The sequence below is a fragment of the Paenibacillus sp. YPG26 genome (assembly GCF_023704175.1).
Classification (GTDB): Bacteria; Bacillota; Bacilli; order Paenibacillales; family Paenibacillaceae; genus Fontibacillus.
In genome coordinates, this window is the sequence record NZ_CP084530.1 from 1,522,908 (window position 1) to 1,538,686 (window position 15,779).

At 50.0% G+C, this 15,779-nt stretch carries 12 protein-coding genes; 10 read left to right on the forward strand and 2 right to left on the reverse strand.

What is annotated here, in order from left to right; translation table 11 throughout:
- Positions 1-230 precede the first annotated feature (230 nt).
- Positions 231-3,311: an isoleucine--tRNA ligase gene (gene ileS / locus LDO05_RS07015; protein ID WP_481857052.1), complete on the forward strand. Its 3,081-nt coding sequence runs from the start codon at positions 231-233 to the stop codon at positions 3,309-3,311.
- A gap of 156 nt (positions 3,312-3,467) precedes the next feature.
- On the forward strand, positions 3,468-3,827 hold the full coding sequence (locus tag LDO05_RS07020) for a DUF5665 domain-containing protein (protein WP_251378143.1): 360 nt from the start codon (positions 3,468-3,470) through the stop codon (positions 3,825-3,827).
- Here the strand turns inward: LDO05_RS07020 and LDO05_RS07025 are convergent.
- Positions 3,814-4,551 (reverse strand): TraR/DksA C4-type zinc finger protein, encoded by a 738-nt coding sequence (locus LDO05_RS07025; RefSeq protein ID WP_251378144.1) that lies wholly within the window; start codon positions 4,549-4,551, stop codon positions 3,814-3,816. The two genes, LDO05_RS07020 and LDO05_RS07025, sit on opposite strands and share 14 nt — an antisense overlap.
- 201 nt (positions 4,552-4,752) lie before the next feature.
- Here LDO05_RS07025 and lspA point away from each other — a divergent pair, with 201 nt between their 5' ends.
- The 6 genes from lspA (at position 4,753) to LDO05_RS07055 (ending at position 10,935) form a co-directional block, all read left to right on the forward strand.
- Positions 4,753-5,247: a signal peptidase II gene (gene lspA, locus LDO05_RS07030; protein WP_251378145.1), complete on the forward strand. Its 495-nt coding sequence runs from the start codon at positions 4,753-4,755 to the stop codon at positions 5,245-5,247.
- Positions 5,244-6,161, forward strand: coding sequence for an RluA family pseudouridine synthase (locus LDO05_RS07035; protein WP_251378146.1), 918 nt, complete (start codon positions 5,244-5,246; stop codon positions 6,159-6,161). Before lspA ends, LDO05_RS07035 begins: the two co-directional genes overlap by 4 nt.
- A 212-nt stretch (positions 6,162-6,373) precedes the next feature.
- Positions 6,374-7,627: an LL-diaminopimelate aminotransferase gene (locus LDO05_RS07040; protein WP_251378147.1), complete on the forward strand. Its 1,254-nt coding sequence runs from the start codon at positions 6,374-6,376 to the stop codon at positions 7,625-7,627.
- A gap of 491 nt (positions 7,628-8,118) precedes the next feature.
- Positions 8,119-8,679 (forward strand): bifunctional pyr operon transcriptional regulator/uracil phosphoribosyltransferase PyrR, encoded by a 561-nt coding sequence (gene pyrR / locus LDO05_RS07045; RefSeq protein WP_276575568.1) that lies wholly within the window; start codon positions 8,119-8,121, stop codon positions 8,677-8,679.
- Positions 8,676-9,587, forward strand: a complete 912-nt coding sequence (locus LDO05_RS07050) for an aspartate carbamoyltransferase catalytic subunit (protein ID WP_251378148.1) — start codon at positions 8,676-8,678, stop codon at positions 9,585-9,587. The genes pyrR and LDO05_RS07050 overlap by 4 nt, the downstream gene beginning before the upstream one ends.
- A gap of 61 nt (positions 9,588-9,648) precedes the next feature.
- Positions 9,649-10,935, forward strand: coding sequence for a dihydroorotase (locus LDO05_RS07055; RefSeq protein ID WP_251378149.1), 1,287 nt, complete (start codon positions 9,649-9,651; stop codon positions 10,933-10,935).
- Here LDO05_RS07055 and LDO05_RS07060 read toward each other — a convergent pair.
- Positions 10,881-11,294 (reverse strand): hypothetical protein, encoded by a 414-nt coding sequence (locus LDO05_RS07060; RefSeq protein ID WP_251378150.1) that lies wholly within the window; start codon positions 11,292-11,294, stop codon positions 10,881-10,883. The two genes, LDO05_RS07055 and LDO05_RS07060, sit on opposite strands and share 55 nt — an antisense overlap.
- An 89-nt stretch (positions 11,295-11,383) precedes the next feature.
- Between LDO05_RS07060 and LDO05_RS07065 the strand changes: the two genes are divergently transcribed.
- Positions 11,384-12,520: a carbamoyl phosphate synthase small subunit gene (locus tag LDO05_RS07065; RefSeq protein WP_251378151.1), complete on the forward strand. Its 1,137-nt coding sequence runs from the start codon at positions 11,384-11,386 to the stop codon at positions 12,518-12,520.
- Between the two features lies 1 nt (position 12,521).
- On the forward strand, positions 12,522-15,740 hold the full coding sequence (gene carB / locus LDO05_RS07070) for a carbamoyl-phosphate synthase large subunit (protein WP_251378152.1): 3,219 nt from the start codon (positions 12,522-12,524) through the stop codon (positions 15,738-15,740).
- Positions 15,741-15,779: the final 39 nt, after the last annotated feature.

The window sequence follows — 15,779 nt, forward strand, 5'->3', positions numbered from 1 at the left end:
TATCTCTGGAGACGTTAAGCTTCACCGGCTGCCGGCCGTTATACCGGACCCATATGAAGCGTATGGGACTAAGTTGTCAGTCTTTCTTCTGCCGTGTAGAAGGTAAGATTGGAACAAGGGTGGTAACGCGAGCACAAGCCTCGTCCCTTAGGGGACGGGCTTTTTTTGTTGTTTACAGATATGATTTCACATTGGAGAAAGGAAGGCTGCAAGCGATGCAAAAGGTGGATGTGAAAGAAAAAGCCCGGGCGCGGGAGAAACGGATTTTGGCCAAGTGGAACACGGAGGATACATTCCGCAGGAGTATTGAGAATCGGGAAGGAAGACCGAATTATGTGTTCTACGAGGGACCTCCGACAGCGAATGGCAAGCCTCATATCGGACACGTGCTCGGCCGTGTAATTAAGGACTTTATCGGACGTTACCAGACTATGAACGGGTACCGTGTTGTCCGCAAAGCGGGCTGGGATACTCATGGTCTGCCGGTAGAGCTCGGTGTGGAGAAGCAGCTTGGCATCTCCGGCAAGCAGGAAATCGAGAATTACGGAGTAGAGGAATTTATCAAGAAGTGTAAAGACAGTGTTTTTGAATATGAGAAACAGTGGAGAGAGCTGACGGAAGCAATCGGTTACTGGACGGATCTCGATAATCCTTATATCACGCTGAAGAACAGCTATATTGAGAGTGTGTGGAACATTTTGTCCACCATTCACAAGAAGGGGCTGCTCTATCGCGGTCACCGCGTGAGTCCTTACTGTCCTTGCTGCCAGACTACTCTTAGTTCACATGAGGTGGCTCAAGGCTACGAAGATGTCAAAGATCTTAGTGCTACTGCCAAGTTCAAGCTGACTGACAGCGGAGAATATATTCTCGCATGGACAACAACGCCATGGACGCTGCCTGCCAATACGGCGCTCGCCGTGAATCCGTCAATCACTTATGCGCGTGTGAAGCAGGGCGACGAAGTATTGATTGTGGCTGAAAGCCTGGCAAGTGATGTGCTCAAAGGCGAGTATGAGATTCTCTCTACCCTTACAGGTGCAGAACTGATCGGCAAGAGCTATAAAGCTCCGTTTGACTACATCCACCCTGAGAAGGGGCTAGTAGTAGTGGGTGCCGATTTCGTAACAGATTCCAGCGGTACAGGAATCGTGCATATGGCTCCGGCTCATGGCGAGGACGACTATAGAACCTGCCGTGAGAATGACATTGAGTTCATCAGCGTAGTCAACCTTCAAGGTAAGTACGCCGATGTGGTAACCGACTTCGCCGGACGCTTCGTGAAGGACTGTGATCTTGATATCGTCAAATTGCTGTCTGAACGCGGACTGCTGTACAGCAAAGAGAAGTATGAGCACAGCTACCCATTCTGCTGGCGCTGCAAATCACCGCTGCTCTACTATGCAATGGATAGCTGGTTCATTAAGACAACGGCCGTGAAGGACCAACTGATCGCGAACAATAATAGTGTGGATTGGTATCCGGGACACGTTCGTGAAGGGCGCTTTGGTAAATTCCTGGAGGATCTGGTGGACTGGAATATCAGCCGTAACCGCTACTGGGGTACCCCGCTTAACGTATGGGTCTGTGACAAGACTGGCAAGGAATTCGCTCCGGCAAGCATCGCCGAGCTGAGAGAGCATGCCATTGGGGATGTGCCTGAGGATATTGAGCTGCACAAGCCTTATGTAGATGAGATCAAGCTCAAATCTCCATTCCATGAAGAGGGGGTTATGACCCGTACTTCAGAAGTCATTGACGTCTGGTTCGACAGCGGCTCTATGCCTTTTGCCCAGCAGCATTATCCATTCGAAAATGAGCAGGAATTCAGCGAGCAGTATCCGGCTGATATGATCTGTGAAGGGATTGACCAGACGCGTGGATGGTTCTACAGTCTTCTTGCGGTATCTACCTTGTTCACAGGCAAAGCTCCTTACAAAGCTGTAATTGCTACAGGTCATATCCTGGATGAGAATGGGCAGAAGATGTCCAAATCCAAAGGCAACGTGATCGACCCTTGGGACATTATTGAAGAATATGGCACCGATGCTTTCCGCTGGGCTCTTCTGTCCGACAGTGCGCCATGGAACAGCAAGCGATTCTCCAAAGGAATCGTGTCTGAAGCCAAGTCGAAGGTTGTTGACACGCTGGTTAATACCCATGCGTTCCTGACTTTATACGCGAACATTGACGGATACAAGCCAGAGGAGCACGCTTACCGTCCATCGGAGAGCAAGCTGGACCGCTGGGTGCTGTCCCGCCTGAACAGTCTGATTCTGACTGTGAACAAAGGGCTATCGGTGAACGACTTCCTTAACCCGGCCAAAGCGATTGAACAGTTCGTTGACGAGCTGAGCAACTGGTATATCCGCCGTTCCCGCGACCGCTTCTGGGGCAGCGGACTAAGTGAAGATAAGCTGTCTGCTTATCAGACACTGACGAGCGTTCTCGTGACGCTGGCCAAATTGACCGCTCCGTACACTCCGCTTCTGGCAGAGGATATCTACAGTAATCTGGCTGGAGAGCTGGAAAGTGTCCATTTTGCAGACTATCCAAAAGCGGATGAGGCTCTGATTGACAAGGAACTGGAAGCGGATATGGAGACTGCCCGCCAGATTGTTGAGCTTGCCCGCAACGTTCGGAATGAGACGGGAATTAAGACACGCCAGCCGCTCTCCGAGCTGATTATCTCCATTGACCGCAGCTTTGCAGTTGCAGATTATGATGATATCATCAAGGATGAGATTAATATCAAACACATTGAAGTAGAGCAGAGCGACAGTGGATTTGTTGATTTCACGCTGAAGATGAACCTTAAAGTGGCTGGGAAGAAATATGGTAAAAATATTGGCTTCCTGCAGGGTTATCTCAAAGGTCTCGCTTCTGATGAAACCCGCCGGATTGTTAACAGCGGTGTTCTTCATATCACCTCTCCTGAAGGTGAGGAGCTTGAGATTACAGCCGAGGAGCTGCTGGTTGAGAAGCAGGCGAAGCCTGGATTTGCCTCTGCCTCCGGATATGGAATTACTGTGGCCTTGAATACCGAGATCACCCCTGCCCTTGAGCAGGAGGGGCTGGTTCGTGAGGTCGTCCGTGCGGTACAAGACACACGCAAGAAGCTGGATCTTCCGATTGAGAAGAGGGTTCACCTAACTCTTGGTGTGGATGATGAGTTAAAGGCTGCCATCACCGCATTTGACCACGTGCTCCGTGAGAATGTGCTTGTCACAGAAGTGTCCTTTGGAGATAAGGAAGGCGCTGAGCAGATCGATTTGGGGAATAGACAGATCAAAGTTCATATTGCCGGATAATAATCAGCATGGTTCTCCGAATTGGGGCCATACTATATAGCAAAAATAACTAACGAGCTTTAGCCAGAATTTCCTCCTGCAGGAAATCTGGCGGGCTCGTTTATGTTTTGCATAGAGAAGCCTGAAGGCCACCTACGGAAGGACTGAACAAGTCAAATGATACACCGCAAGCCGGCGAATGCAACGAAAAAAAATGAAGAACAATTGCTGGATGGGACGCTGGAAGAGAAGATGGGAGCGGTATACAAGTTGACCCTTCATTGGTCTCAGGAGCTTGAGAAGTCACGAATTATGGAATATACCCAGCTTATGGTCAGGCCATGGAAGCTGATCTGGCTCAATTTGCTGTCAGGAGCTTCACGTGGTGTCGGAATTGCTATTGGCTTTACTTTTTTTGCAGCAACAATTATATATTTCCTTCAAGCGCTTGGGGCATTGAACTTACCTATTGTCGGTGATTATATCGCCGATATTGTGCGGATTGTCCAGCGGCAGCTGGAGCTTAATACTCGTTAGAGCCAGTCCCGAGTGATTCTTCAGATTCCAGGTGTCTGGTGCTGCTCATATGCTTGCGGTACTGACCATTCCGGTAAAAGAATACCTCAGTGCCCGTGATATCAGTTGCGACAAAGCTCTCGTAAGGTTCAACGAATCCATCGAGCTCATTATCGGCTTCAATTTCCATATCGTTATAATTGTCAATCTCATTGCCTTCTGCCATAGCTGGTGAATTGGACGTTCCATAGCTTTCGAGGATCTGCCAGGCATCCTCACCATCGAAGCCATTCTGGTCGTCATGCTCGTCCATGCTGGTCCGGCCAAATGGAGGATACAGGAATTCCTCCTCAATCGGGCGCTTGCTGGAGACTTCTCTTTGCGGTGTATGCTCTATGCAATAGGTGGTCTCAGGGATGGCTTCCAGCCGGTCATAGCTGATGGGCTGACCGCAGGTGATGCACACCCCATAGCTGCCTTCGTTCATGCGCTGCAGAGCGTCATCAATCCGGTCAAGATGAAGCTCATCGTGCTCCGCAAGGGCTAGGTCTTTGCCCCGTTCGAACACTTCAGTACCCAGGTCTCCGGGATGGTTGTCATTGGTTGATAATTCACTGATATTCTCACGTGTTGTTGCCGCCATGCCGTAATGCTCGTTGTAAGCCAAGCGGCTCGAAATATCCTCGCGCTGTTCCCGAAGTCTTTGCTGAAGGGTGGAAATCTGTTCATTGCTTAGATGAGACATAAGGGTTCTCCTTTCTGAGGTGCACAGGATGTAAAAGCTCTTACCTCTAGGTTGCGCAAAGGGAGGCGGTTTTAGAGTAGGAAAATCCTATCGCTCATGGACGTTCTCTTTCCTGCTGTGCTACAATATACAGGGCTAAATCGTGGTTAATTCTGCCTGATTATGCGGCAGGTGATATCAAGAACGAGGTGACAATCGGCAGTGATCTATTACTTAATTGCATTCATTGTTTTTCTGATTGACCAGGGAACCAAATATATTATTGCTACAAAAATGCAGCTGCACGAGCAAATCCCTGTAATCGGTGATTTCTTCCTGATTACATCACACCGGAACAGAGGGGCAGCATTTGGAATACTGGAGAACCAGCGTTGGTTCTTCATTGTAATCACGGTTATCGTTGTCCTGGCTATCGTATGGTACTTGCAGAGAATCAAGAATAATCCGCACAAGCTGCTGCCTACGGCATTGGCACTGGTGCTTGGTGGTGCGGTGGGGAACTTCCTGGATCGGGCATTGACCGGAGAAGTGGTGGATTTCCTGATGCTTAATTTCGGAAGCTACACATTCCCGATTTTTAATATCGCAGATTCCTGCATTGTAGTGGGTGTGGCACTGATTGTTCTGGATTCGTTCCTGGATATGGGCAGACAGAAGAAAAAAGAGGCAGAGGCAGGGAGCGAGCAGACTTCATGAATGAAACTCTAGAATGGACGGTAACACCAGGCTCGGCCAAAGAGCGTATTGATAAGTATGTGAAGGAATGTCTTGCTGAAGATTATTCTCGCAGTCAGATTCAGCTGTGGATTGAAGAGGGACATGTCACGGTAAATGGCAGCTCTGTCAAGTCTAACTACAAGCTTGCTGAAGGTGATCTGGTGTGTATCCGCATCCCCGAACCCAGCTCAGTGGAAATTGTGCCCGAGAATATTCCGCTTGATGTATATTATGAAGATTCGGACGTAATTGTGGTTAACAAGCCTAGAGGCATGGTTGTCCACCCCGCACCGGGTCATGCATCAGGAACCTTAGTTAATGCGCTAATGTACCATTGCAAGGATCTGTCAGGAATTAATGGCGAGCTGCGCCCGGGTATTGTTCACCGGATCGATAAGGATACTTCGGGACTCCTTATGGCCGCTAAGAATGACAAGGCTCATGCTTCTCTGGCTGCACAGCTTAAGGATCACTCGGTTACACGCAAATATTTTGCGTTGGTGCATGGCAATGTGACCCATGATCAAGGAACCGTGGATGCTCCAATCGGACGTGACACCTATGACCGCAAGATGTTCGCGGTAACTGAGCGGAACAGCAAGACCGCGGTTACTCATTTCCATGTTGCTGAGAGATTCGGCGATTACACCCTCCTTGAATTAAAGCTGGAGACAGGCCGGACACACCAAATCCGGGTACATATGAAGTTCATTGAGCATCCGCTGGTGGGAGATCCGATGTATGGCAGAAGCAAAGGAATCAAGATGAATGGACAAGCGCTGCATGCGGCGGTACTGGGATTTGTTCATCCGTCTTCGGGAGAATATCTTGAATTCTCCGCACCCATTCCGGACGATATCGAGAACTTGCTGCGCTCTCTTCGGAACAGGTAACTTCAATGATCATTTTAAGGCATTCCATGAATCAAATCACATGTTCCGAGCGCTGGAGCATGGATTTGATTCGGAATGTCTTTTTTTTGTCAGCTGCTTCCAGGTCATCTTGGATGGTCAAATAGTACAAACGATCTGATGGATAATCCATTGTGAAAAGACTCTATTTCCAGCATATTTAACAGTAGATTTAGTTAAGGAGATGGGCTGGCATGAGTATTGAACAATATCAACAAACTTATATTCAGAACAATTTTGCAGACCGCATTGGCGGCGCTAATTACGGGAAAGATACCGCAATCTATAAATTCGAGAAAATTAAACGTGCCAAGGCTGCAGCCAAGAAGGATTTCCCGGATGTTGAGCTCATTGATATGGGTGTCGGGGAGCCTGATGAAATGGCTGATGCAGGCATTGTGGCGAAGCTAGCCGAGGAAGCTGCCAAACCCGAGAACCGGGGGTATGCCGATAACGGAATCGCAGAATTCAAGGAAGCTGCCGCGAAATATTTGCAGGAAGTATTCGGAGTGGAAGGAATTGATCCGGTTACCGAGATCGTTCACTCCATTGGCTCCAAGCCTGCTCTGGCTATGCTGCCTTCATGCTTCATTAATCCTGGAGACGTAACCATCATGACGGTGCCGGGTTATCCCGTTCTTGGAACACATACGAAATACTTGGGTGGCGAGGTATATAATATCCAGCTTACCGAAGAGAATAATTTCCTGCCGGATCTGTCTTCGATCCCAGAAGAGATCTGTGCTCGCGCGAAGCTTCTGTATCTCAACTATCCGAACAACCCAACAGGTGCCAGCGCAACCAATGAGTTCTTCGCCGAAGTGGTTGTATGGGCCAAGAAGCATAACGTTGTAGTTGTTCATGATGCTCCTTATGCCGCTTTGACTTATGATGGGCTTAAGCCACTCAGCTTCTTGTCCGTTCCAGGGGCCAAAGATGTCGGCATCGAACTGCATTCCTTGTCCAAGTCATACAATATGACTGGCTGGAGAATTGGATTCGTAGCAGGGAACCCGCTTGTAGTTAAGGCATTCAGTGATGTGAAGGACAATAATGATTCAGGTCAATTCATTGCCATTCAGAAAGCTGCGGCTTACGGGCTTGCTAATCCCGGGATTACCGAGAAGATTGCGGACAAGTATTCCCGCCGTCATAACATGCTTGTAGAGGTACTGAATGACCTGGGCTTTAAGGCCAAGAAGCCTAAAGGCTCCTTCTTCCTGTATGTCGCAGCGCCAAAAGGTGTGGCAGGAGGCCCGTCGTTCGAGAGCGGCGAAGCGTTCTCGCAATATCTGATTCGTGAGAAGCTGATCTCCACGGTGCCTTGGGACGATGCGGGATCCTTTGTCCGCTTCTCTGTTACATTTATGGCGGAGGGTGAAGAAGAGGAGAAGCGTGTTATATCGGAGATCCGACGCCGTCTTGGAGATGTGAAGTTTGAATTCTAATTGAATAAAAATTTAGAAGCTGCCGGGTGATGATCCGGCAGCTTCTTTGCTATTGCTTGGTAATATGCATCGATAGGACTTTAGAAAGAAGAAAACTTGTTATCTATAGTGGATATTTATGCATTACTGTCGTATAATTATTATGACGGAATACAATTTCCGGGATTTCCTTCTGATTACTTTTAACTGATAAACCGACAATGATCGACAATTACTAAGCAAGCCCGCCTTGACAGGCTCCCGGTGTTCTGTCATAATTCATGTAAATCAATAGCACCTTTAAATCAGTCCCGTGAGGCTGGCAAGGTAACGTGAATGAGGTAGTACGGAAAGGTCCAACACCGCGCGCTGCGCTGGTGCCCGTTTCGTATAGCCTTTGACAGTCATAGTCTAAGCTGTGACTCGAGAACTCCTTGCCTGATATTGGGCAAGGAGTTTTTTTTTCAGCCCTTCACGGAACCTGATGAACTTATCATTGGGAGGCGTACACTGTGAGCATTGAAGCACAACACGTCATTATGGACGAAACTGCAGTAAGACGGGCGCTGACTAGAATTGCACATGAAATAATTGAGAAGAACAAAGGAATTGAGGGCTGCGTCCTGGTGGGCATTCGAACTCGCGGGGTATTTCTGGCCAAGCGAATTGCGGAAAGACTGGAAGAGATTGAGGGAACCAAGGTACCTTGGGGTGAAATCGATGTGACCCACTACCGGGATGACCGGTCAACCACAAGTGCGAGAGATCCTTTGGGCCAACCGCTGGGTGACCAGACTATTCAAGGTAAAAAAATCATTCTTTGTGATGATGTTCTTTATACAGGCAGAACGATTCGTGCGGCTATGGATGCTCTGATGGATTGCGGCCGGCCTGAATCGATTCAGCTGGCGGTCCTCGCTGACAGGGGTCACCGGGAATTACCCATACGAGCTGATTATATCGGCAAGAACGTTCCTACCTCTAAGGCTGAGGAGATTGAAGTGCTGCTCCAGGAGTTTGACGGCGTGGATCAGGTGAGAATCATACAACAACGGGAGGGCAACAGATCATGACCATGTCAATGTCAGCAGTGAGAGAGCGCAGTCTGCTTGGTCTTAAGGAGATTAGCAGGGACGAGATTTCTTCCATACTCGATCGGGCAGCTTACTGGGAGAATCAGAAAGAGAAGATGGTCCCGGAGCTGGCGAATCGTTTTGTGGCGAATATGTTTTTTGAGAACAGCACGCGCACCCGATTTTCCTTCGAAATGGCTCAAAAACGCCTGGGAGCTCAAGTACTGAACTTCGCAGCGGCGGCATCCAGTGTTGAGAAAGGCGAGTCCATCTACGATACGGTCCGCACCTTGGAATCCATGGGCATTGATGCAGGAGTTATCCGGCTTAAGCCGATAGGCCTGCTTGCGGAACTCGCCGAGAAAGTATCCGTTCCGCTTGTGAATGCGGGGGACGGGAACAATGAGCATCCTACCCAGGCACTGCTGGATTTGTACACGATGAAGAAACAGTTCGGAGAGCTCAAGGGACTTCGGGTCTCCATCATTGGGGACATCCTGCACAGCCGGGTGGCCAGATCAAACCTGTGGGCGCTCAAGAAATTCGGAGCTGAAGTGAAGTTCTGTGCACCGCAGAGTATGCAGGCACCGGAGCTTGCCGAGCATGCACCTTATGTCTCTATGGAAGAAGCATTGAAGGCGGATGTGGTCATGATGCTTCGGGTTCAACTGGAAAGACATGCTGTAGGAGTGTTGAAATCAGCCGAACAATATCGTCTGAAGTATGGTCTGACCGAGGAACGGGCTGCTCAGCTGGAGCCGGGAGCGATCATAATGCATCCGGCCCCGGTTAACCGAAATGTGGAGATTGATGATCGACTGGTGGAGAGTGAACAATCCCGGATTTTCCCACAAATGTCGAATGGGGTTCCGATCCGGATGGCCGTTATGGAACGTGCCGCGAAATAGTAACGGCGAATGCCCAATAACGATATGATATAGCAGGTGAACTAAGGGAGCGGAGGTAATCATGAAGCTTATAATCAAAAATGCCAATATTCTTGGTGCAAATGACCAGCTTGAACTGAAGACGATTATCGTAGGTAATGGAGTTATCGAGAGTATCTCTGATGGTACGGGGAGCGACACAGTCGAGTCTGCGGATACGAAAGTGATCGATGCGAAGGGAAAGCTTGTATCTCCAGGATTTATCGATATGCACGTTCATTTGCGGGAACCGGGATTTGAATATAAAGAAACCATCGAGACAGGGGCACGTTCGGCGGCTAAGGGCGGGTTCACAACCATCGCATGTATGCCAAATACACGCCCGGTGACAGACAATCCGGAGACTGTGAAGCTGGTGCTGGACAGAGCTAAGGAAGCCGACCTTGTAAATGTACTGCCTTATGCTGCAATAACCAAGAGTGAGCTGGGACGTGAGCTAACCGACTTCGTAGCCCTTAAGGAATCCGGTGCGATCGGATTTACAGATGACGGTGTAGGGGTACAGAGTGCCCAAATGATGAAGGATGCCATGAAATGGGCGGCTGAGCTGGGTATGCCGGTTATCGCTCACTGTGAAGACAACACACTTGTTGAGGGAGCCCCGGTTGCAGAAGGCGAATTCGCCAAGAAGCATGGGCTTAAGGGGATTCCTAATGAATCCGAAGCGATTCATGTCGGCCGCGACATTCTGCTTGCTGAGGCCACAGGCGTACATTACCATGTCTGCCATGTCAGCACCGAGCAGTCCATCCGGTTAATCCGTCAGGCGAAGGAGATCGGTATCAAGGTGACCGCAGAGGTATGTCCGCACCACCTGATCCTTTCCGAAGAAGATATTCCCGGGCTTGATGCCAACTGGAAAATGAATCCTCCGCTGCGCTCACGCCGCGATGTAGACGCATGTATTCAGGCTGTAGAGGACGGTACGATTGATATCATCGTGACTGACCATGCGCCGCATAGTGAAGAGGAGAAAGCCAAAGGCATGCAGCTAGCTCCATTTGGCATCGTCGGATTCGAGACTGCCTTCCCGCTGCTCTACACGAAATTCGTAGCCACTGGCAAATGGCCGCTGGCACAGCTCATCCAGCGGATGACCTCTGATCCAGCCCGTGTCTTCGGCCTCAAAGCTGGTAAGCTTGAGCCGGGCGCACCTGCCGATCTGACGATTGTTGATCTAGAGTCCGAGAGAGCTGTGGATCCATCAACATTCGAGTCGAAGGGACGTAACACTCCTTTCACGGATTGGAAGCTTCAAGGCTGGCCAGTCGCGACGATCGTAAGCGGCAAAGTAGTCTGGTCCGAGTAGGCCAAGAGCGTATCCCGCAGGGAGAGCGCTCCAAGCAGAACAGAGATCAGAAGCACAAAAGCAACGCCCCGGGCCTTGCACAAACCAAGAGCGAATCTCGCAGGGAGAGCGCTCCAAGCAGGACAAAGATCAGGAGAGAAACAAGTAACTCCCCGGGTCCTGCGCAAGCCAAGAGCGTGTCCCGCAGGGACGACAAGCGGCTCCATGTGCAGACAGCCCGGAGAGTCAAATATAGCAGCACCAAGCACCAACGGTTTTCCGCAGCCAAGGAGCACCGCAGTCAAGCGGGTCCCGAATGGGACGGCAAGCGCTCCCGGCACCAACGTGAACAAGTACAGATCAAATAAATCCTTCGCCAACCTTTCGGGTGTCCAGAGGGCAAAGCCCTTGGGGCCCTCCCTTCCAGGGAGGGTTTGGGAGGGTCAAAACTAGAGGAGATGATACCATAATGCAGGCAAGATTATTGCTCGAAGACGGTACGTTATTTACAGGCAAATCTTTTGGAGCAGATGTTGAGAAGACAGGCGAAGTTGTATTCAATACAGGAATCACCGGTTACCAGGAAGTTCTGTCTGACCCGTCATACTGCGGTCAAATCGTAACGATGACCTATCCGTTGATTGGTAACTACGGGATCACCCGGGATGACTTCGAATCTGTTGCTCCATCGATCCATGGATTCGTGGTGCGCCGCTATGAGCCGGTACCGAGCAACTGGCGTGCACAGAATAGTGTAGGCGATCTGCTCAAGGAGTACGGGATTCCTGGAATCAGCGATATCGATACACGGATGTTAACCCGGATTATCCGCCATCACGGAACGATGAAGGGAGTTCTGACTACTTCCTCCAAATCCATCGAAGAATTGAAGGAAATGATTCAGGCAACCAGCATCAATGAACTGAGAAACCAGGTGGCAAGCACGTCCACTAACCATATCTACACAAGTCCAGGCGAGAAGGAGCGTATTGTGCTCGTCGACTTCGGCGCCAAGAGCGGAATTCTTCGTGAGCTTACCAAACGCGGCTGTGACGTTGTCGTGGTTCCTCATGACACAACGGCTGATCAGATTCGTCAGCTAAACCCCGACGGCATTCAACTGTCCAATGGCCCTGGGGACCCGAAGGACGTTCCTTACGCAGTCAAAATGGTCTCCGAATTGCTCGGTGAATATCCGATCTTCGGCATTTGCCTGGGGCACCAGCTGTTCGCCCTGGCGTGCGGAGCTGATACGGAGAGCCTGAAGTTCGGTCACCGCGGAGGCAACCATCCGGTTAAGGAACTTGAGTCCGGACGCTGCTATATCACTTCCCAGAACCATGGTTATACGGTAACTGAATCCTCAATTGCCGGAACACCGCTGGAAGTGACACACATTAACAATAACGACAAGACCATTGAAGGTCTCAAACATACGAAATTCCCTGCATTCTCCGTGCAATACCATCCGGAGGCTGCACCAGGTCCTTACGACAACAGCTATTTGTTCGACCGTTTCCTTGAAATGATCCGTACACACAAAGAGCAGAACCCAACTAAACCGCGTCAGGCGCTAATTATGGCTGCAGCGAAAGGAGCGCGTTAAGATGCCAAAGAATAACGAACTTAAGAAAATACTGGTTATTGGTTCCGGTCCGATTGTAATCGGCCAGGCAGCTGAATTTGACTATGCGGGTACACAAGCCTGCCAAGCGCTGAAAGAAGAAGGCGTAGAGGTTATCTTGATTAACAGTAACCCGGCAACGATCATGACAGATACGAACATGGCGGATAAAGTATATATCGAGCCAATCACCCTTGATTTCGTAACCCAAATCATTCGTCAGGAGCGTCCGGATGGATTGCTTCCTACGCTTGGCGGACAGACAGGTCTTAACATGGCTGTTGAGCTTGCTCGGGCGGGCGTGCTTGAGCGTGAGAACGTCAAGCTCCTCGGTACCCAGCTGACTTCCATCGAGAAAGCGGAAGACCGCGATTTGTTCCGTGAGCTTATGCGCGAACTGGATCAGCCTGTACCTGACAGTGATATCATCACTACAGTTGAAGAAGCTGTGAATTTTGCGAATGAGATCGGATATCCGGTTATTGTGCGCCCGGCTTATACCCTTGGGGGAACAGGCGGGGGAATCTGTGCGAACGAAGAAGAGCTGCTTGAGACCGTAGCTGCAGGTATTCGTTACAGCCCAATCGGTCAGTGTCTGATTGAGAAAAGTATTGCAGGTATGAAAGAAGTGGAATACGAGGTTATGCGTGATGCGAATGACAACTGTATCGTTGTCTGCAACATGGAGAACTTTGACCCGGTGGGCGTACACACTGGTGACAGTATCGTTGTGGCGCCGAGCCAGACGTTGTCTGACCGGGAGTATCAAATGCTGCGTTCCGCATCGCTCAAAATTATCCGCGCCCTGAATATCGAGGGTGGATGTAACGTACAGTTCGCTCTGGATCCACAGAGCTACCAATACTATGTCATCGAAGTGAATCCGCGGGTAAGCCGCTCTTCAGCCCTTGCTTCCAAAGCTACAGGCTATCCGATTGCCAAGATGGCTTCCAAGATCGCGCTGGGTTACACGCTGGATGAGATTGTTAACCCGGTAACAGGTCAGACTTATGCCTGCTTCGAACCAACCCTGGATTATATCGTCAGCAAAATTCCGCGTTGGCCGTTCGACAAATTCATCAGTGCGAACCGCAAGCTTGGAACACAGATGAAAGCTACCGGAGAAGTTATGGCCATTGGCCGGACTTTCGAAGAATCCATCCATAAGGCAGTTCGTTCCCTTGAGATCGGGACACACAGACTGCTTCTGAAAGGTGCGGATCAGCTCAGTCAGGAAGAGCTCGACAGACGACTGGTTCAGCCTGATGATGAGCGCTTGTTCCTGGTTGCCGAAGCCTTCCGCCGCGGTTATGAGCTTCAGCAGATTCAAGACTTGACGAATATTGACTGGTGGTTCCTCGACAAGATCGAGCGGATCGTGAATTTCGAGAAGAAAATTGCTTCCGAAGCAGAGCTTACCAGCGAGACGCTGTACGAAGCCAAGCGCCTTGGCTTCACTGACCGGGCAATTGCGGAACTTCGGGCTGAAGCTTCACGCAGTGAGTATACTACCGAAGGAACAGTAAGAAGTCTGCGTCTGGAGCAGGGTCTGCGTCCTGTGTACAAAATGGTAGATACGTGTGCGGCTGAATTTGAAGCTACTACGCCTTACTACTACTCCACTTATGAGACTGAGAATGAAGTACTGCCTTCGGCGAAGGAGAAGATTATCGTTCTGGGTTCCGGTCCAATCCGGATCGGTCAGGGTATCGAGTTCGACTACTCCACGGTTCATGCTGTCTGGGCTATCCAGAAGGCGGGTTATGAAGCTGTTATTATCAACAACAACCCGGAGACCGTATCGACTGACTTTAACACTTCAGACCGTCTTTACTTCGAGCCGCTATTCTTCGAAGATGTGATGAACGTAATTGAAGAAGAGAAGCCGGTTGGCGTTATCGTGCAGTTCGGTGGTCAGACTGCGATTAACCTCGCTGCGCCTCTGCAGGCTGCCGGTGTGAAGATTCTCGGAACCAGCCTGGAGAGCATCGATGAGGCGGAGGACCGCAAACGGTTCGAGGCACTGTTGTCCAGACTGGATATTGCACAGCCTAAAGGCAGCACGGTAACTTCCGTAGAAGCTGCGGTTGGCACGGCACAGTCCCTGGGTTATCCGGTACTGGTCCGTCCTTCCTACGTACTTGGCGGCCGCGCCATGGAGATTGTGTACTCGGATGACGAATTGCTGAGATACATGGAGCAAGCAGTACAGATTAATCCTAAGCACCCCGTGCTTATTGACCGCTATATGCTCGGAAAAGAAGTCGAAGTAGATGCTATCTGTGATGGCGAGACTGTGTTGATTCCTGGAATCATGGAGCACGTGGAGCGCGCAGGAGTTCACTCAGGTGACTCGATCGCCGTATACCCGCCACAGTATCTGTCTGAGACACTGAAGCAGAAGATTGTCGATGTTACGATCAAAATTGCCAAAGAATTGAAGACTGTAGGTCTTGTTAATATCCAGTTCGTTATCTATAAGGACGAGGTTTATGTAATCGAAGTGAATCCGCGTTCCTCACGGACCGTGCCTTTCCTGAGCAAAGTAACGAATATCCCGATGGCGAATGTGGCTACTCAGTGTATCCTGGGCACGAAGCTGAAGAATCTTGGTTATGTGGATGGATTATGGCCGGAGAGCGACTTTGTCTCGGTAAAAGTACCGGTATTCTCATTTGCCAAACTGCGCCGGGTTGAGCCTACACTCGGTCCTGAAATGAAATCGACCGGTGAGGTAATGGGACGCGATCAGAACTATGCGAAGGCCTTGTACAAAGGGCTGATCGGTGCGGGTATGAAGATTCCTGCAACAGGCTCTATGATTGCCACAGTATCGGATAAAGACAAAGAAGAAGCTATTGAGCTGTTCCGCGGATTCCACAATCTGGGGTACAACATCATTGCAACCGGCGGAACTGCGGAAGCGCTGAAGGAAGCTGGCATTCATGTAACCACTGTGAACAAGCTTAGCGAAGGCACACCGAATATTCTTGATTTGATCCGCGGAGGTAAGGCTCACTTTGTAGTCAATACGCTGACGAAGGGCAAAGAGCCTGAGCGTGACGGATTCCGAATCCGCCGCGAAGCGGTAGAGAATGGCGTGGTATGTATGACTTCACTGGATACTGTTCGCGCATTGCTTACGATGCTTGAATCCATTAACTTTACTTCGCAGGCTATGCCTTCATTAACTACTGTCTAAACCTTCCTCTGCATCAGGGTATTAGAACTGATTATAAGG